Annotated in this window: 18 protein-coding genes and 1 pseudogene; 8 read left to right on the top strand and 11 right to left on the bottom strand. The window is 42.6% G+C overall.

What is annotated here, in order from left to right; all coding sequences use genetic code 11:
* Positions 1-192: 192 nt before the first annotated feature.
* From L1271_RS15055 to L1271_RS15035, 5 genes are all read right to left on the bottom strand, one after another.
* The gene (locus tag L1271_RS15055) at positions 193-750 is read right to left on the bottom strand and encodes a hypothetical protein (protein WP_010603642.1); all 558 of its coding nucleotides are present in this window, start codon (positions 748-750) and stop codon (positions 193-195) included.
* A 53-nt stretch (positions 751-803) separates the two neighbouring features.
* Positions 804-1,247, bottom strand: a complete 444-nt coding sequence (locus tag L1271_RS15050) for a DUF2000 domain-containing protein (RefSeq protein ID WP_102058465.1) — start codon at positions 1,245-1,247, stop codon at positions 804-806.
* Positions 1,248-1,346: 99 nt separating this feature from the next.
* A complete protein-coding gene (locus tag L1271_RS15045) occupies positions 1,347-2,360 on the bottom strand; it encodes a DUF5924 family protein (protein ID WP_010603640.1) in 1,014 nt (337 codons plus the stop codon).
* A gap of 71 nt (positions 2,361-2,431) precedes the next feature.
* The gene (locus tag L1271_RS15040) at positions 2,432-3,013 is read right to left on the bottom strand and encodes an FMN-binding negative transcriptional regulator (RefSeq protein WP_235368182.1); all 582 of its coding nucleotides are present in this window, start codon (positions 3,011-3,013) and stop codon (positions 2,432-2,434) included.
* Positions 3,010-3,585, bottom strand: a complete 576-nt coding sequence (locus tag L1271_RS15035) for a GNAT family N-acetyltransferase (RefSeq protein ID WP_010603638.1) — start codon at positions 3,583-3,585, stop codon at positions 3,010-3,012. Before L1271_RS15035 ends, L1271_RS15040 begins: the two co-directional genes overlap by 4 nt.
* A 96-nt stretch (positions 3,586-3,681) precedes the next feature.
* Between L1271_RS15035 and pdxR the strand changes: the two genes are divergently transcribed.
* The 3 genes from pdxR to L1271_RS15020 are packed head-to-tail and all read left to right on the top strand — an operon-like array spanning position 3,682 to position 5,865.
* Positions 3,682-5,139 carry a MocR-like pyridoxine biosynthesis transcription factor PdxR gene (pdxR, locus tag L1271_RS15030; protein ID WP_102058467.1) on the top strand — a complete coding sequence of 486 codons (1,458 nt, stop codon included), beginning with the start codon at positions 3,682-3,684 and terminating at the stop codon, positions 5,137-5,139.
* Positions 5,132-5,464: a hypothetical protein gene (locus L1271_RS15025; RefSeq protein WP_235368181.1), complete on the top strand. Its 333-nt coding sequence runs from the start codon at positions 5,132-5,134 to the stop codon at positions 5,462-5,464. Before pdxR ends, L1271_RS15025 begins: the two co-directional genes overlap by 8 nt.
* Positions 5,461-5,865, top strand: a complete 405-nt coding sequence (locus tag L1271_RS15020; protein WP_235368180.1) for a lysozyme inhibitor LprI family protein — start codon at positions 5,461-5,463, stop codon at positions 5,863-5,865. Before L1271_RS15025 ends, L1271_RS15020 begins: the two co-directional genes overlap by 4 nt.
* Positions 5,866-5,931: 66 nt before the next feature.
* Here L1271_RS15020 and L1271_RS15015 read toward each other — a convergent pair whose 3' ends face one another.
* From L1271_RS15015 to L1271_RS15005, 3 genes are all read right to left on the bottom strand, one after another.
* A complete protein-coding gene (locus L1271_RS15015; protein WP_174169457.1) occupies positions 5,932-6,606 on the bottom strand; it encodes a DUF4386 family protein in 675 nt (224 codons plus the stop codon).
* A 285-nt stretch (positions 6,607-6,891) separates the two neighbouring features.
* On the bottom strand, positions 6,892-9,177 hold the full coding sequence (locus tag L1271_RS15010) for an InlB B-repeat-containing protein (protein ID WP_235368179.1): 2,286 nt from the start codon (positions 9,175-9,177) through the stop codon (positions 6,892-6,894).
* Between the two features lie 168 nt (positions 9,178-9,345).
* Positions 9,346-10,233, bottom strand: coding sequence for a LysR family transcriptional regulator (locus L1271_RS15005; RefSeq protein WP_174169455.1), 888 nt, complete (start codon positions 10,231-10,233; stop codon positions 9,346-9,348).
* Positions 10,234-10,334: 101 nt separating this feature from the next.
* Here L1271_RS15005 and L1271_RS15000 point away from each other — a divergent pair, with 101 nt between their 5' ends.
* From L1271_RS15000 to L1271_RS14985, 4 genes are all read left to right on the top strand, one after another.
* Positions 10,335-11,501, top strand: a complete 1,167-nt coding sequence (locus L1271_RS15000; RefSeq protein ID WP_235368178.1) for an MFS transporter — start codon at positions 10,335-10,337, stop codon at positions 11,499-11,501.
* A gap of 85 nt (positions 11,502-11,586) precedes the next feature.
* Entirely contained in the window at positions 11,587-12,123 is a 537-nt protein-coding gene (locus L1271_RS14995; protein WP_235368177.1) for a GNAT family N-acetyltransferase, read from the top strand.
* A 74-nt stretch (positions 12,124-12,197) separates the two neighbouring features.
* Positions 12,198-12,662, top strand: a complete 465-nt coding sequence (locus L1271_RS14990) for a GNAT family N-acetyltransferase (RefSeq protein WP_235368176.1) — start codon at positions 12,198-12,200, stop codon at positions 12,660-12,662.
* Positions 12,663-12,965: 303 nt separating this feature from the next.
* Positions 12,966-13,901, top strand: coding sequence for a fibrinogen-like YCDxxxxGGGW domain-containing protein (locus L1271_RS14985; RefSeq protein WP_211865033.1), 936 nt, complete (start codon positions 12,966-12,968; stop codon positions 13,899-13,901).
* Between the two features lie 120 nt (positions 13,902-14,021).
* Here the strand turns inward: L1271_RS14985 and L1271_RS14980 are convergent.
* A pseudogene (locus L1271_RS14980) lies at positions 14,022-14,429 on the bottom strand (DDE-type integrase/transposase/recombinase); the annotation flags it as partial.
* Positions 14,430-14,530: 101 nt separating this feature from the next.
* Here L1271_RS14980 and L1271_RS14975 point away from each other — a divergent pair.
* On the top strand, positions 14,531-14,782 hold the full coding sequence (locus tag L1271_RS14975; RefSeq protein WP_235368175.1) for a GNAT family N-acetyltransferase: 252 nt from the start codon (positions 14,531-14,533) through the stop codon (positions 14,780-14,782).
* Between the two features lie 748 nt (positions 14,783-15,530).
* On the opposite strand, the gene L1271_RS14970 is transcribed toward L1271_RS14975, so the two are convergent.
* Both L1271_RS14970 and L1271_RS14965 read right to left on the bottom strand, forming a co-directional pair.
* Positions 15,531-16,235, bottom strand: coding sequence for an HNH endonuclease signature motif containing protein (locus L1271_RS14970; RefSeq protein WP_174169451.1), 705 nt, complete (start codon positions 16,233-16,235; stop codon positions 15,531-15,533).
* 354 nt (positions 16,236-16,589) lie between these two features.
* The coding region (locus L1271_RS14965) for a hypothetical protein (protein WP_235368174.1) at positions 16,590-16,823 on the bottom strand (234 nt) is incomplete at its 5' end.

Raw genomic sequence — 16,823 nt, 5'->3', positions numbered from 1 at the left:
TGTTGTTTTTATATTGAATTTTTGGGTGGTGAGATGAGGGGGATTTTTCATCAAAAATTCGTTAGAAAACATAAACTGCTCGGCGAGTGAATCGCCTCCTACAAGCATGACTTCACTACAGGGTAGGAGCTGTTTTACACAGCGATTTTGTCGCTTTTATCATGTGCTTTACGCTGCGGCCTTGAAAGCATTTTAAATATCTAACACCACCACTTCCATTTGGTCTTGCGTATCATAAGGCTGGATCTGCATTTTTATTTGGCTCTCAGAAAGCAACTCCAGCTGACCTTCTGCGGCTTTGTATTTGCTGTGAACGACCTTTACTGCATGAATACCAAATCCGATTTCTCGCTCTAAGCGTAAAACTAAACCATATGAGGTGGTGGCTCCGCGGTCGGTTCGGTAAAGCACATAGTTATCGTCATTGACATTCAGTCGATTAAGTTCGGCAAAGGAGTTGTCAACGCCGCTTTGTTTGATCTCGGAATAATCACCAGCGGCAAAGATGAATACGATGAAACTCGGCACTGCTGCTGCCAAAGCGACTAAGAAGCCAGACACTTTGAGTAACTTGGTGCGTCGACATAACGACCACAGCAACACTGAAGCGGGCAAGATGATGGCCAGTATCATAACGAAAAGGTAATTATGCTGAGGCGCTGCAAATCTTAACTCCCAAGGCAAATTACTCATATTAAGGATGACCAGTAATACAACAATGACCAACGCAATACTTGAAAATCGTTTCATAAATTAAACCTAAACTACAACCAAAGTAAGTGATACCAAAAATAAACCTCAGGTTATTTAAACAAGCTGAATTTCCCTGTAAATTCTTTAAGCTCCGCGCTATCGCCAAACATGCAAATGCCAAAGTACTCTAAGTCTTGCTCTGGTGTTTCAGCGGTGGCGCTTACTTGCTGTTCGGATGTGCCAACAATCATGGTATTTGTAAAGTCGGTAAAGGGGATGTTACGAGCCACAAGCTCTGCTCGCACTTTTCTGATTTTATTACTGTTATCTGCTTTAAGCACAATAAAAGGGTAGTGCGAAATCGAAGGGTGAATGCCGCCATCTTTGTCTTGATACGGTAAAAAGCAGAGCTCATCAGTATTACCAATTTGGTCAATGAGCCCAGCGGTCATATGGCCAAGCGCATTAAAAAGTCGACCAAGTTCAACTTTTTTATTGAGCACAGCAACAAATCGCTTCGAGTTTTCGTCCGGTAAAACGGAAAAATCAGTCATAGACTTCCTTGAATAAGAAAAGGGACGCTTAACCATATCATAATAACACTATCACCGCGCCTAGATTTCGATAATTGATTGTAATTCCTTAAAAATTTCCTAAGGAGATACAGTAAATTTTGTTAGGCCAATCAGTTGTCCTGAACTGGTGACAACGTGCACCTCCCACTTACCTGTTGAGTCGGCGGGAAAGTTGCTCTTATGGCTCCAAGCTCGATAGCCTTCCTCGCGTCCACCGCTAATATTTAAGGGGATTCGGTCAACCACTTGCTTGTTGTGTACCCACACGTGAAAGATCTTTTCGTTTAGTCCCCGTGGTGCTTTTACCGCGCTCCAACTATACAAGCCTTGTTCGTGAAGCGAATGGGTATCGAGGTGTTGGATACTGTTCATTGGCTTTCGTTGCTGCCTATCAACTTCATAAGCCAGCGTAATGTCGGTGAGTCGTAAGGCCGCCGGGGGAACCCAGCTACGTAACTGCCACAAACCAGCGCTAAGTGCACTTAGCAGCAGAGCCAATAAGGGAAAACGCCACCATCTTGCATGTGGCATGACATTACCAAGACTCGGTAGGGTAAGAATAATGGCGGTGACTAGCGCTATTTGTATACTTTGGTCGGTTGTCAGGTGAAGCAAAATAGGTAGCGTAACTGAAATCACAACAAACAAAGCAAAATTGTGGAATACCATAAACAGCACATTGTGCCGGGCTAGCTTTTTGTAATATATCGGGTCCACAACGGAGATAAACGCGCAGAGTGCAATTAAGCAGGTAAACGCGGCCTGTGGATGATTCCATGTTGTGGCAGCCAAGAAAAAAGGCAGTGCGAAGAATAGACTTTCCTGTTGCACCATTTGTAGGGCAAAGCGCATAAAGTTGGGTGACAACACAATACCAAAACGTTGCTCCACTTGGTCGCGAAGCCAGTTATCAATAATAAGCCACAGCCAACTGGTGAGTAAAAGCAGAGCGATGATCTGTGAAAACGACTCTTTACGTTCAACTAAAATAAAGCTCGCTATACCACTGCAAAAAGCCAACAGCGCCATTAGGCCGGGCCACTTCTGCATCATCAAAATAAATTTTGTTATTAGGTTTTTGAAATAACGCATTGAAATAGAAATTGCTTGCTGGTCTGTAAGATTCAAGCACTTCAACCATGAATGTAGTATGAGTTTAGTAATTAACACACATAACTTGCTAACATTGTTTTGGATGACGTTAAATGTGTTCTGATTTTTTCGCGAATGTCACTCGACTGGTTTTGGCTTAACTTAAAAGCGCCATGCATCGTATTGATTTTAATCTTGAAAAAGTTAATGGCGTTAAACAGCGATTGGCGTTGATTAGCAGGCACGCTATCAAGCTGCCAATCACTATTTGAAAACTGCTCAAAATGCGTTATTTGCGCTTGCATTGACGCGTATTTTTCATCGTCAGTAGCAATAAGTGCGAGCTCACCTTCAACGATCACATTTGCGTACAACCACGTGGGGAGCTTAATGGCAGGGATAACCGTGGGTGAGAGGTAATGATCTTCACAGTGGAAAACTGCTTGAATAACACCACCTGTGTGAAAAATCGGGTTGTCTTTTGTAGCGTGTCCGAGCAAATAAGCATGGTCATCACTTAATGTTAGCGGTACAAAAACCGTCTTTATCTTGCCTTCCTGGATCACCGTCAGCGTGGCCAGCGGGTGTTTTGTGATCACAGAGCTGAGTATGTTTGGGTTGCTTTCAATGTAGTAGTTTCTTGGGTAGCTCATAACTTTTCCTCCAACCTCGCTTTCACTTCAGGCCACATCTCGTCAGTGATGGCAAATCGTGCTGTATTACGGTAACTTCCGTCGGGCAGGCGTCTATCTTTTAACGACAAGCCTTCAAAATGGGCACCGAGTCGAGCGATGGCATTACGAGACTTATGATTACATTCATGCGTTTGAAATTGCACACGCACCAGTCCAATCGCTTCAAAGGCATATTTGAGCAACAGGTATTTGGCGTGGGTATTAACATGCGTGCGTTGAAATTCAGTACCAATAAAAGTATGGCCGATTTCGGCACTTAGGTTGAGTTTATCAAGTCTAAACAAGCGGCTATTACCAGCCAGTTTACCTGAGTCTTTATCTATGATTGCAACAACAAGTTGTTCGCTTTCGTCAAACTGCGCAGAGCCGTAAAACCATTGCTCTATGGTTTTTTGATCGCGACAATAATTATTAAATACCCATTTCCAGATCTCAGTTTTTTTGCCTCGAGCCAATAACTCAGGTAAATGCGCGGCTTCAAGCGGAGTGAGCTTAACGCGATTGGATTCTAGCGTTTGTTTTGAAAGCATCAATTTTCCATTCATTCTGTGTTTTTAATGCTTGCATATTGCGCTGATTTTGGTTGATATAAAACAACCAGATTTAATAATTTAATTAGACCAGACTTGATTTCTATTAGCCCAAAAACACAGTCTCAAGATGCTAAACATAAACGCTTAGCAGATGTTTTACGCAGTGCCATTACTGAAGGTAAGCTCACACCTGGTGACAAACTTCCTTCTGCCCGAAAGCTGGCTGAGTTACATGGTATGAATCGGCACACGGTGATGAATGCGCTACAAAACTTGGTAGCTGAAGGCTGGCTGGTGGTTAAAGAGCGCAGCGGCTATCGAGTCAATACTGAACTACCTATTTTCAGTAGCCAACAGATAGACACAAAAGTGCCTGCTACACCACAAATCGTACCGCAATTTGCTAAAATACTGACCCCAGTAAGCAGCACTAAGCGTACGGCCTACCGCTATAGTTTTGCAGGGGGCTTACCGGATCTTCATGCTTTTCCCTATGATGAGTTTAAGCGGTTTTTGGTAAAGGCGTGCCGCAAAACCAATGTCAGTCATTTTCACTATTCAGACATTGCGGGGTGCGAGTTACTGAAATCCCAAATTCAGGCGTATTTGCGGAGAGCGAGGGGACTGGTATGTGATGATTTACTGATTTGTAATGGCTCCCAAGAAGCGCTCTCATTGGTGGCAAATGCATTTATTAATCCAGGTGATGGTGTTGCCATCGAAATGCTTGGTTATCCGCCTGCGCGACATGCCTTTACCAATGCAGGCGCTGAAGTTTTTGCATTAGCACAAGATGCAGAAGGCATTAAAGTGGAGGCTTTGGCGCGCTGCCTTGAACAAAACAAGGTGAAGCTGTTGTATTTAACTCCTCTACATCAATACCCCACGACAGTGACTTTATCTGTACCGAGGCGCATGGCGATTTATCAGCTGTGCCAGCAGTATGGCGTGTTTATTATTGAAGACGATTACGACCATGAGTTTCATTATCTCTGCCCGCCGTTACAGCCAATGGCGGCAAGTGACCCAAGTGGTATTGTGATTTATATTTCTACCTTCTCAAAAATCATGTTTGCCGGTGCTCGTGTGGGTTATATGAGTGCGCGGGCCGATGTGCTCGCGCAATTGGTGGCACGTAAGCAGCTACTTAATCACAAAAATGATGCCCTTACCCAGTTGGCTGTGGCTTACTGGATGGAAGAGGGCGGGTTTGAGCGCCATTTACGCCGCATGACCAAAGCCTATCAAGTACGCCATCACGTGATGGGGCAGCACCTAAGCGAGCTTAAAGCCAAGTTAGATATTGACTTTGAAGTGCCACAAGGCGGAATGGCGTATTGGGTAAACAGCAAACGCGACGTCTCGAGATTATCTGAAAAAGCACTTGAAAAAGGGATTTACGTACAATGTGAGCCTGAATTTACTCTCGATAAGGCTAGTAGTTTAAGTCATATTCGCTTAGGCTTTGCGGCGCAAGAAATCGAGCAACAGCAAGCTGGGCTGAGTGAGTTATTTGCTTTGATCGCAGAGCTGGAGAAAAATCATGAATAAGCAACAAGCACTGGCCGAATTTGTTACATTCGGTCCACACAAAGCGCAGGCGTTAAATATATTATTGAGCGATAACAGTGCAGTATCGCTCGCTATCAGCAAGGCGATGTTAAGCGTGGTATTAGCAAAATATCTCAGCGGTGAAATTGACGAAGATGACCTCGAAAATTGGGCTGGGTTTGTTGAACTGCGTGACGAGATTGATTGCACCTTGATAGAAGATTACCTCTATGCGTTGAATAATCCAGAGCTGATGGGTGGAATTAACCTCGATTCCATCGGTAATATGTTGAAATTCATTAAAACACAAAAGGAAATATCATGAGACTAATAGCGGCTGCATTGTTTTTATTACATTGCCAAATCGCGTTGGCGGGAGGAGATGTGTGTGAAAATCCTATCTCAACGTTAGACATCAACGAGTGTGCAATGAGCGAGCTTAACGCGAGAACTGAAATACTTGAACGTTACTACCAAAAAAGCCTTGAGCATAATGCCTTTGATGAGCAACTGGTAGAAGCGATTAAAGCCTCGCAGTTGGCGTGGCAAAGCTATCTCGATGCCCACTGCGGCGCGGTATATACCCAATGGCGAGAAGGCACTATTCGTGGCGTGATGGCACTCGAGTGTCGTAAGGAATTAGTAAAAACCAGAACTCATACACTTTGGGCTAACTTTTTAACTTATATGGATAGCACTCCACCAGTATTACCAGAACCAGAGTAAACGCGTGGTTCTGGCAATAATTTTGCAATTGCCCCTTGGAGATATTATCCAGCTGTGGTTATGCGCCTATGCTGGTGTTTCATCTCTCAATAACATCACACCTAATACGATAAACCATAGGATTTGCCCCAACCCGAAGATAGCAGTGGTCACGTCAAAAAAAGGGTTTGCTGAGAAAGAAGAAAGGCCAGAAAACAATGTAAGGATTCCTGCAATACTGACCAACAACCCCCAATAATGCAACAGTGGACTAAAAACGTTATGTTTAATGCCAACATAGCTAACCGCTAGTACCCATATTGCACCGACCAACTCGATACCACCGCCAAGCGCATCTACCACTATCGAGATGGTGCGATTAACCGTTAGTGCAAGCGCTGGATCGATCTCATAAAATTTTGCAATTGCTGCAATGCTGGTTAAAAAAACCATGGTACTTGCAAGTACAATTGCGGCCCATATATAACCCACTATGCTAGCAAATTTCATCAGCTCAGGAGAGGCTTTACTCAAGCGCTGCTGCATGGCTTGTACCAACACGATAAGCGTGAAGCTGAAAATAATCCCAATGACAATATAGCCGAGGAAAAAGGTGTCGCGATTTTGGATGAAAAAATCTAGGTAAAGCGCTGGGGTATTATGTCCACTGGAGTCCAATACTCCAAAAAATAATACAAAGCCAAACAAATAAGTTGCCGCTTCTGTGAGTGCAGCGACTCCTCCCCATTTTTGTAATGACATGACTACTCCAAAAACTTGATTATTATTGTTGTGCTCAGTTTAGCAACATATGGAGAGTCAGCGCCAAAACAGGGGGGATTATTTGTAACAATAGTTTATCGATGTGGGTGTTTTAGGAATAATATTGAATATGAACAATGCTATCCGCATTACCATTTCGCATCATAATCACAGTACAGGCTGCAGGTGGAGCCATTGAGATGCCAGACATGGGTTCTCATGCAATCTGGTGAAGGTAAACAGCATAGCGAAGCGTCGCTATGCTGTTGAAATGAGGTTTGCAGGTTATGCAGGTGTTCTGCGTCTAACAAAAGCCAACAGCGTGCTTAGCATCGCTAGTAAAAAGCCGAACGCACCACCGGAACTACCTTTATCTTCCTTATCGGTAGTCGTTGGATTAGAACTCGCTTTATACTGCGCTTTAACAACTAGTTCACTGGTGACGTTGTCAAAAGTCGTATCCCACCCAGTAAATGCGTAGCCATTTCGTTTTGGCTCTAGAGGCGGTGTTGCTGCTTGCCCATGAGAGATTTCCACGGCCTTGATGACTGTACCATTCCAATCTACGAACTTAACTTGATACATATTAATTTCAAATTGTGCAGTAATGATAAGGTCTTGCTCCACTTTGCTAAAATCTCCATTCCATCCAGAGAATGTGAAACCTTCTCTGGGCGGAACTTGAGGAGCATTCGCGGAAGTACTTTCTTCAATAGTTTGAGTAGCAAGCACGCCACCGTCCCAATTCTTAAACACGACATTAAACAGTTTTGGTTCGTAGCTTGTTACTTGAAACGCGGTTTTGTTGTCTGTGTAGTCTAATTCAGGGAATTCTGACGAGAAGCGGACGGTTGGCGTAAATACGCCTACTTCGCTGGGCGTTACATTAAACGAGACTTGAACTGATTTAATGTCAGCGCCATTGCTAAAACTACATATGTGACGGTTACTTAACGCTTCACAGCTAGTAGTATATTCGTTATCTACTGACTCGAAATCAAGCTTTAATGCGGCTTCAGAATCTAGGTAAAGATGAAATTGACTAGGTAAACTGGGTAGTGTGTTTTCAGTTATTTCTAACGTAACTGGGATGCTAGACCCCATTTTTACCTGCTTGGCTCCCGTTATATCCCGAACAGAAATTTTATTGATCTGTTCTTCATCAACAAAGATATAAGGCGTAGCGCCTAACGTTGTTAACTCTCGCGCTTTAGCACCTTGGCTATATATTCCCGCAGAGTCTATTTGAGTACTAGCGTCTAATTGCCAAACACCTTGACCTTGTTGCAAGTCATCGTTGCTGAAACTCAAACCTTTAGTACCAACAAACTCATTTTGACTATTGCCTTGTTGCCATTGCTCTATAGTGAAAAGCTTATCTTCCGCGTCAGAACCTTCTGGTGCTCTGAGAGCATAATAACCTTTGGCCATCCCCGATAGATCTGACGCTGTGACTGTTAGCGTTATGTTTTGCTCACCATTCGCTGATGCCAGTTGATTAGATGAAAAAGCGATATGGTTGATTCTGGGTGGTACTAGATCTAGTTCCGTTTCATTTTTTACAGTGATGACAGAAGGTAAGCCTAGTGTATTAAAGTGTCCTCGGTTGTAAACTCCCATATTTCCGTTGCTGTCAGTGAGCATAGCTGTGGCAACAAACCACTCACCAGGTAGGTCTTTATCAGTAAAGGTGAAAGAATAATTCGAACGATAAATTCCTTCGACATCTGTTTCTTGCCAATCAGATGACTCAGCCTGTTTTATAGCAAGTGATTTATACTGGCTAGGTGGTGAAACCCTAATTACGCCTTTAGACATAGTCGACTGGTCGTAAGCTTCTACGGTTACGTTAACCGTCTTATCGCCTGTATTTACATCAACTTCAGTGCCTGAAATCACAATAGATTTGATCTCAGGATTAACTCCTTCAGAGACCTTATCATTTGAGACGACGATGTATGGGTTAAAGCCGGCGGCTTCAATTTCACTCTCGCGAAGCCAAAAACGAACCGCGTTATTTACGTCAGTTACGTGGCCTAAGGTTAAAAACCATTTACCATTGATGTCGGCATCAGTGAAAGTAAAACTGACTTTACTTTCATACACACCAGTCTCATCGGTTTTCTGCCAATTAGAAGCTACTGCTGATTTGTTGCCACCCCAACTAAAGCCTGTTGGTGGTGATAAATAAACACGTGCGGATTTTACACCGCTTTCATCGTAAAATCTCAAGGTAATATCTACGGTTTTGTCACCGTCGTTGACATTAACTGAGTTTGAGGTCAAGTGGATTGCTCTTAGCTCAGGTGGGGTTCGTTCAGTTTCATTTGTAGTTTGTTGGTGTTGCTGGCAATGGGTATTGAGCACTTCTAACATAGTCTCAGCGGGCAATAAATTGTCACTTACGCCACTGGCAGCATTTGCCATCAGTAATTCAATTTTTGTATCACAACCTATTTGTGGATCGGTGATGGTATCTAAACTGAGCGGTTGGCTTGCTTGTGCATTCATTGCAGCTAGCCCAGAGACTAGTGTTGCCAGTGTGGTTTTCGTGAAGAGATTAAAACTCATTGTTAGTCCTTTAAAGTTATAGTATGTGGCTCTATTTTTAGCGAAATACTCTGTTAGCACGGTTTAGTACTACAAAGTTGAGTAAATATCCTAAATTAGCATGTGGCTCTAAATCTTTAGAGAATTTTTTGTACTTAAATTGTGAACAAATGTGAAAGCCATTCTTCTCTACTCTGTTGCTTTAAGGTGCTTTTTAAGGTGATCAATAAAAAGTTGAGTTTTATAGGGGGTGTAGTTTGCCTTCGGATAATACGCCCACAATTGTTTTGTTTCTGATTTCACTTCAGGTAAAACAGGTGTGAGCAAACCTTGGTCAAGCTCTCTTTTCACATAGCTAGGAGAAATAAACACCAGCCCCAAACCTTGCACGGCCGCAGTCAGCATTGCGTCTAACTGATCAGAGACGAAGTTGTAATTGTCAAATTGGAAGGTGTCTCCATTTTCAAGAATAATCCCACCTAGCTTATGGTAGTAACTGCTTAACAACATTTTATGTTGGCGGAGATCATCCAGAGATTCGATAGGGTTATGCTGTTTGAGATAGTGAGGAGCACCAAAGATTTGCATTTGGTAGTCAATGAGCCGGCTGCCTTTGTGAGAGGCTGAGTCAAACGCTTCATAGTAGCGTGTGATCACTAAATCGTGATTAAGATCTGGGTGTGCGCCAGGGGCGATGACATTAAGATGAATTTTTAGCTTGGGATATTTAGCTAAAAATGAGGCGATATTTGGCATCAAGATGGTGCTGCCTACCGCGAGAGTTGATGCGATTTTCAAGCTACCTGATGGCGCTTGATTCAGCGTTTGTCCGTGATCAGTTAAACATTCAAACTGCGCAAGCCATATTGAAGCTTTCGGCAAAAAGTGCTCCCCAGCCTCAGTGAGATTGACTTGGCGAGTAGTGCGAATAAATAGCGTTAAGCCTAGTTGTTGTTCTAGCCAGTCAATTCGTTTGCTCACTGCAGACGCTGAAACACCTTCTTCATCGGCGGCCCGGGTAAAACTGCCAAACTCTACAACCTTGCTAAAGCTCCGTACTCCGGTTAACCAATCCATTAATTGTTTCCTGATGGGAATAAGTGTTTTTATTATTACCTTGTTTTTTGGATATTAAAAGCTCGGTAAAATTACCCTCTATTAAGTTAAGAGGAGCTGACGTGTTTCAAGTGGTGTTTTTAGCTGTTTTGCTGATGTCTTGCTCTCAGATCGCAAGCCAAATCTACATCCCTGTTTTACCTAATATTACGGATTCCTTACAGCTTACGCCTAGTCAAGGACAAGCAGCAGTAATTAGCTATTTCACTACACTAGGAGCTGCGCAACTGCTGGTTGGGCCGCTACGAGATAAGTTTGGCGATAGGCCTTTATTTTTTAGTGGGCTGGGTATTTTACTGTTAGGTACGGTTTTTTGCTCAATAGCATCTAGCGCCGAGGTATTTTTTATCGGTCGAGTGTTGCAAGGCATTGGTGCTGCATCGCCGGTGTTAATTGGCAGAACGCTTCTTGCTGCAAGATTATCAGGTGCAGAACTTAAAAGCGCGATGGCGACACTGGCAATGTCGGTGAGTGTGACTGCTATTTGTAGTCCATTCTTGGCTGGGGTGTTATCTGGCTGGGTAGGGTGGCAGGGGATGTCATGGTTTGCATTCGCATACTATGTTTTGATTTTGGTGTATGGCTATAGAATTATGCAGCAGAGCAGTAAAACTACTTTGTCGTTACGGCCAAACGCGCTCTTTTATGAATATCAAAGTCTATTGCTAAACCGATCATTTATTTCCCTCGCGTCGCTCAAATGGTTACCTACTTTTTTGTATCTTACCATTCAGTTGTATCTGCCGTTTTTACTGGCAAGGCAGTTTGGCTTGGAATCCAAAGCAATAGGTCAGGCGATGATGATCCCCATGTTTGGCTTACTCATAGGATCAATATTAACTAAGGTATTGCAACGTAAGCGCTCCTATTTAGATATTGTAATTTGGACTTGGCCTGCATTAGTTGTCAGCGTGTTATTGCTGCTATTTGCAAGTGGTAGTGCGCTTGCTGTTCTGCTCGCTTATGCTGCGATTATGTTTGTATTTGGCGCGTATTTTCCAAGTTACATGCATCTCATTGGGGTTTTACATCCAGAAAAGGCAGGAACAGCGAATGCGCTGGTAGGGGCGGTTGAGCTGCTATTTTTTTCTTGCGTGGCATGGGTAGTCAATAAGTGGTTACTGAGTGGTGTAGAGTCTCTTGCGGTACTCGTTTTTGGCTGTGCACTGTTACTGTTTTTAACTTGGCGGCATTTATGCACTGTTTTTATGCCGGTTTGTAAAGAGTAATAAAATGCAGGGCTGCTTGCTACTACGGGGCGTTTATTTATGAGACTGGTGATTATGTGTGGTCTGCGAGTGAGGAAAAATACCAATGCAGTTTGAAACCGAACGTTTGTCCATGAGACGTATGACAATGGACGACCTTGATGCAGTTTATAGCCATCGGAAAAATCCAAATACGTCAAAATATATTGGTGCGCCTGCCACGTTCGAGTCGGCAAAAGAGCGGCTAGTTCAAGCATGCCAGCCTTGGAAGGGAGAACAAGACGAGCGCTTGATCTTGGCTATAGTGAGCAAACAAAAAGGAAAACTGATTGGCGAGCTAGTTTTTAAATATGTCGACGAAGAGAAAAAGGTTGGTGAAATTGGATTTCGATTAGCGGAGGATGAAATTGGTTGTGGCTACGGCTATGAGGCTGCTGCGGCGCTGATAAAGGCGGCTTTTCAACAGTGTTCTGTCGATACCATTCAGGCAATGTGCGCTGTTGGCAATCAACAGTCGCAGCGGTTGATGCTGAAGTTAGGGATGAAACGCAAATGTCGTTTAAAAGCCTTTTTGGATATAGGCGATGAAAAGCACGATATCTATATCTATCAATTAACGAGACCCCGCTATTTGACCTTGTAATAGGAACGAATTACGGTTAATTTAAGCGCTACGAGTAGACCTGCGTAGGTACTGTTTTTATTTGAGGGATTAAAATGGAATTTAAACTTTTAGCGCATCACAAAGCATTCATCCCAATCATTGCCAAGTGGTATTTTGATGAGTGGGGAAGTATTGTTGAGGAAGCCTCTGTAGAGCGTTTTGAGCAAAAGCTTTTAGACTACCTTAGCGACTCTAGTATTCCTTGTGTAATCGTCGCGCTGGATGGCGACACAATCGCAGGAGTCGTGCAGCTTAAATTTCATGAAATGAGTATCTACACAGATAAAGAGCACTGGATTGGTGGCGTTTATGTGGATAAGCCCTATCGTGGAAATAAACTAGCGTCACGCTTAGTCAAAGAAGCAGAGCGATTAGCCTCAATATTTGGTGTTACCACGTTATATTTACAAACAGAGCATCCAGAAGGTGGACTCTATCGAAAACTCGGCTGGCAATCGCTCGAAAACGTCAATTACCGAGGCGTTGATGTCGTGGTGATGAGCAAAGCTTTGCTTTAGCTTTATACTGTAGCAGAGATGCAAATTATGGTGGGTGTCGGTGTTAGCCGTACAGATTTCTATGATAATTTAAGAGAGTCAGATAAAGTAGCCTGACTTAAACAAACTAGTCTCCGATGAACTCGGGGCGATTCAATTTAGTAGTGATTCGCATACGTAGCATTTTTACTAAACGTTGGTTTTAGTGATAAAGATGGTGTGCAGATAGCAGACACCCACCATAACATAGATGCAAATTTATGGTGGGTGTCTGTGTTAGCCAGTTCTTTTTGCGACATAACAGAAATAAAATAAGGAATTATTATGAAAAAACACCTGCTACTTCTTTCCTTGATCAGCTCATACAGCTACGCCACACCTCAATATATCGACCTAAAGGAAGATACATTTCTCGATGGACAGCTTGACGCCGGATATACAATGTCTAGCTCTGAACTACTGAGAGTACAAGATGACTTTGTGCTCAAATCTGATAACAGTGTGACAAAGGGTCATTATCTTCACAATGACAATATGATCGAGTTCACCACAACAGACGGTAATATCAAGAAGCACTATCTTGGCAGGTTCATGTCTAATGGGTTATATCAGGGGACCTGGTATAACAATAACCTTGAATCTGGCGACTTCCAGCTAATGTTGCAATCGACAACTGGCGTTGCTGATCAGTCTTGTGACGAAGTAAAAATAAAAGATCCAGCGGCGCAATCAGGGATTTACACTGTTGAGCTTACTCAAAATGGTATCCCAACTTCTGTAGCCGTTTATTGCAATATGGAAGTTGCTCAAGGTGGATGGACTCTGGTTAACACCCGTGAGAAGAATGGTGGAGCATCACACACTCGCACCCAGGAACTGACAGATCCGATAACTCAAAAAAACCACTATATTGATGTGGCTGTGTGGCAAGCACTAAAATCGAATGCCACGCAGATCATGATTACGGATGGAAACAACGACAATTATGTAATGTTTGATTTTGCCCAGTTGGATACTGCAAATTGCCAGGTGCTGGTAGACGATCTGGCAAACACGCCTGTTTTTCACTCGGAACCAGGTTGCACTTATACAGGTTCTGACTATACCTACCTAAGCAATCCAAATAACGGAACTTATTTCACAACCGTTACTATTTACAATCTCGATTTTAAACCTACAGAACGCAGTGGTAAATATGGTACGGCAACGAGCGGTAACATGTTCTATTCACCGGAAAATATTCAAATTTACGTAAGATAAGCTATTCCCAGTTTTAAGTGTGGGCAGTGAAGATTGCCCGCACTTTCACCTTCAGATATTAGCATATGTTTAAGCCGTTCCCAAAAAATAAGTGACATGTATGGACGCTCTGTGTAGTGGTCAACTAGTTCCGGACAGTGAATTAAGTTTTTCTTCTGCTACTGCTGGAGCTTGCATATCGTTATGACTATGAGGCCTTCTCCAGTTGTAATAGTTCATCAAGTAAAAGCTAACGTCTTGTTCAGCTTCTTTAAATGAACTGTAGCCTGTACTTGGAAGCCATTCCGTTTTGAGACTTCTAAATAAACGCTCCATCGGGGCATTGTCCCAACAATTTCCTCTGCGGCTCATACTTTGTGTTATTTGATATCGCCATAGTCTTTGCCTAAATTTGATTGAGCTGTACTGACTGCCTTGGTCTGAATGGAACATAACTCCCCTAGGCTTGCCTCTTTGTTCATATGCTCTATCTAATGCTTTGATAGTTAATGCAGTATTTGGCTTTTCTGACATCGCCCAACCGACTAAAATAAAAAATAAGTGACATCCATCACTATTAACGTCAAAGCTGAGGAATAGGCAAATTAGTGGTGGGTGTCAGCGATTTGCAATAGCTTAAATTTCATGAAATGAGTATCTACACAGATAAAGAGCACTGGATTGGTGGCGTTTATGTGGATAAGCCCTATCGTGGAAATAAACTAGCGTCACGCTTAGTCAAAGAAGCAGAGCGATTAGCCTCAATATTTGGTGTTACCACGTTATATTTACAAACAGAGCATCCAGAAGGTGGACTCTATCGAAAACTCGGCTGGCAACCGCTCGAAAACGTCAATTACCGAGGCGTTGATGTCGTGGTGATGAGTAAAACATTAGTTTAGTTAAACAAGCTAGATTATAAGCTCAGGTATAAGGCTTTGAGGCATTAACGCAAGCACCAAGGCGATAGTTTCTTATAAAATAATGAAGCGATTAGCTTAAAGTGAATAATATTAACCAGAACTGTTAGATTTGAAAGCTGGGGCTTAATCAAACCTGATCGGTTCCAGTGTGAAAGTGTCATTCAGACAGAGTGACTCAAGCATTCTGAGCAAATTAGCACCATTTTAAACAGCCGATATTCGGTGGTGCCCGAGCAAACCTGCAACTGAATTTTCCCATTTTTTAACAGTTTTTTATGTATACAAGTGCCTTACTTGACCAAATAAAGTTAATAAAGTAATTACTACAAACAACAGTTGGTGGGCTAAATAAAAGCGCTTTATGGCATTTAAATCAACACTTGAAAAATACGCCTATTTATAAATTGCCCCGTAAATAAGCACCACTGCAAGCATAGCTAAAACAAGAACCAAAGCCACTAATTTTGTAACAAATGGATTTAGTAATTTAAAAAACTAGAGCCAGCTAACGCAATAAACATAGTGAGAATCGTAGTCTCAAAAAGGGCTTCAAATTTTACTTTTGACTTTTCCATTGGCACTAATTCTCAACGTATAACTGACACCTTGCGAAGGAAGGTATGAGCAGCGCAATACTGAAGCCGTCACATACCACTTTTAAATACCAATCACAACGCATAGTAAAAATGCCACACGTTGCGAATCACTCTTAAATAGTTTGTAGGTTTTAGCCGAAATGTTCCTCTCGATGACAATTTGGACACAGGGCCAGAACATTTTCGATTGTGTCGTCTCCACCTTGTGCTAGGGGTAGAACATGGTGAACCTCTAAATAAGGCGTGTTATCTGATTTTCTGATGAATGGTGCAGGCTTGTTGCAGTTTTCGCAGATTCCGTCAGCACGAATCAATGCTTCTGCGACAACATCTGGATTGCGAATATAGACAGTTGTTTTAACCTGAATTGCTTTTGGTGTAGCTTCCGCTTTTGATAAACGCTCAACTCTCTGAGCTCGAGTTAATGCTCTAGACCACGTTACTTGTTGTTCAAATTCTAACTGCTCGCTTACCTCGCTAAGGTATATTGCCCTACTAAGTTGATACTTTCGCCCTGCTTGCTTTCGGATCTTTTCTAGAGTTGATCCGTCTACAATCGTCGATTCTACTGAGAAAAGTCCTTGGTATACCCATTCATTTGCCTTTCTCTTTACGAATATCGGCACTGGCTCATCCTGTTGAGACAGCCAAAGCCCATGTTTAGCGATATCTATTCCAGTGCCACATAAAATTTCTCTTGGTGCATTTGGGTTCGAATTCAACTCAAGGTAAACACCAATAACTTTTTTGTTCCGAGTTCCCATGTAGCCTTGTATTTGGCCACCGATTAAAGAACTAATTTCTTTACGGCTATATTCTTGACCTTGTTTGAACATGCTTAGTCCTATTCGCAATGGATATTTACAAAGAAACATAACGCAGCATTAAGTGGTTAACCGCGCATGCCGCCGAGCCTAAGCCATTGTGCCGTAAATACTTCAGCTGAATCAATCCAAAAATGCGGAGCATTGGGAGCCAATCTTAAACGCCTTATTAGTTTTCCTTTCGTGCAAATTGCACAAAAGGAAAATAAAAAAATAAGTGACGCCCATCACTATTAACGTCTAAGCTGAGGAATGCGAAAATAAGTGACATCCATCACTATTAGCATCAAAGCCGAGGAAGTGAAGTAAAAAAGTATGGAAACACGTCCATCACTTTGGTCAAAAACGTTCATTCGATTTGCAGTTCTAATAAATATTGGTAATACCATTAACAGTTTTGCTAGTGATATTGCCAGTTTTGTCATACCCAAACTTGCGTGAGCCCCCCAAGCTGAGGAATAGGCAAATTAGTGGTGGGTGATGAGATGGACGCTCCCAAATCGGCGTCAATGCGCCAAACTGATAGTTGCAAACACAGTTATTAGGAGAGTCCATCATGAATAACGTTAGCACGCTTTCAATTGATCTAGCAAAAAATGT

The sequence above is a fragment of the Pseudoalteromonas sp. OF5H-5 genome (assembly GCF_021530695.1).
Lineage (GTDB): Bacteria > Pseudomonadota > Gammaproteobacteria > Enterobacterales > Alteromonadaceae > Pseudoalteromonas.
Note: the sequence above shows the minus strand (reverse complement) of the source record. Positions and strands in the feature narration are given on the sequence as shown.

Excerpts from the sequence above, each read along its gene's own strand:
- L1271_RS14970 (WP_174169451.1), bottom strand. The coding sequence starts at position 16,235 with ATGTTCAAACAAGGTCAAGAATATAGCCGTAAAGAAATTAGTTCTTTA.
- L1271_RS14995 (WP_235368177.1), top strand. The coding sequence starts at position 11,587 with ATGCAGTTTGAAACCGAACGTTTGTCCATGAGACGTATGACAATGGAC.
- L1271_RS15050 (WP_102058465.1), bottom strand. The coding sequence starts at position 1,247 with ATGACTGATTTTTCCGTTTTACCGGACGAAAACTCGAAGCGATTTGTT.
- L1271_RS15020 (WP_235368180.1), top strand. The coding sequence starts at position 5,461 with ATGAGACTAATAGCGGCTGCATTGTTTTTATTACATTGCCAAATCGCG.
- L1271_RS15045 (WP_010603640.1), bottom strand. The coding sequence starts at position 2,360 with ATGCGTTATTTCAAAAACCTAATAACAAAATTTATTTTGATGATGCAG.
- L1271_RS14990 (WP_235368176.1), top strand. The coding sequence starts at position 12,198 with ATGGAATTTAAACTTTTAGCGCATCACAAAGCATTCATCCCAATCATT.
- L1271_RS14975 (WP_235368175.1), top strand. The coding sequence starts at position 14,531 with ATGAGTATCTACACAGATAAAGAGCACTGGATTGGTGGCGTTTATGTG.
- L1271_RS15015 (WP_174169457.1), bottom strand. The coding sequence starts at position 6,606 with ATGTCATTACAAAAATGGGGAGGAGTCGCTGCACTCACAGAAGCGGCA.
- L1271_RS15035 (WP_010603638.1), bottom strand. The coding sequence starts at position 3,585 with ATGCTTTCAAAACAAACGCTAGAATCCAATCGCGTTAAGCTCACTCCG.
- L1271_RS15010 (WP_235368179.1), bottom strand. The coding sequence starts at position 9,177 with ATGAGTTTTAATCTCTTCACGAAAACCACACTGGCAACACTAGTCTCT.
- L1271_RS15005 (WP_174169455.1), bottom strand. The coding sequence starts at position 10,233 with ATGGATTGGTTAACCGGAGTACGGAGCTTTAGCAAGGTTGTAGAGTTT.
- L1271_RS15025 (WP_235368181.1), top strand. The coding sequence starts at position 5,132 with ATGAATAAGCAACAAGCACTGGCCGAATTTGTTACATTCGGTCCACAC.
- L1271_RS14985 (WP_211865033.1), top strand. The coding sequence starts at position 12,966 with ATGAAAAAACACCTGCTACTTCTTTCCTTGATCAGCTCATACAGCTAC.
- L1271_RS15040 (WP_235368182.1), bottom strand. The coding sequence starts at position 3,013 with ATGAGCTACCCAAGAAACTACTACATTGAAAGCAACCCAAACATACTC.
- L1271_RS15055 (WP_010603642.1), bottom strand. The coding sequence starts at position 750 with ATGAAACGATTTTCAAGTATTGCGTTGGTCATTGTTGTATTACTGGTC.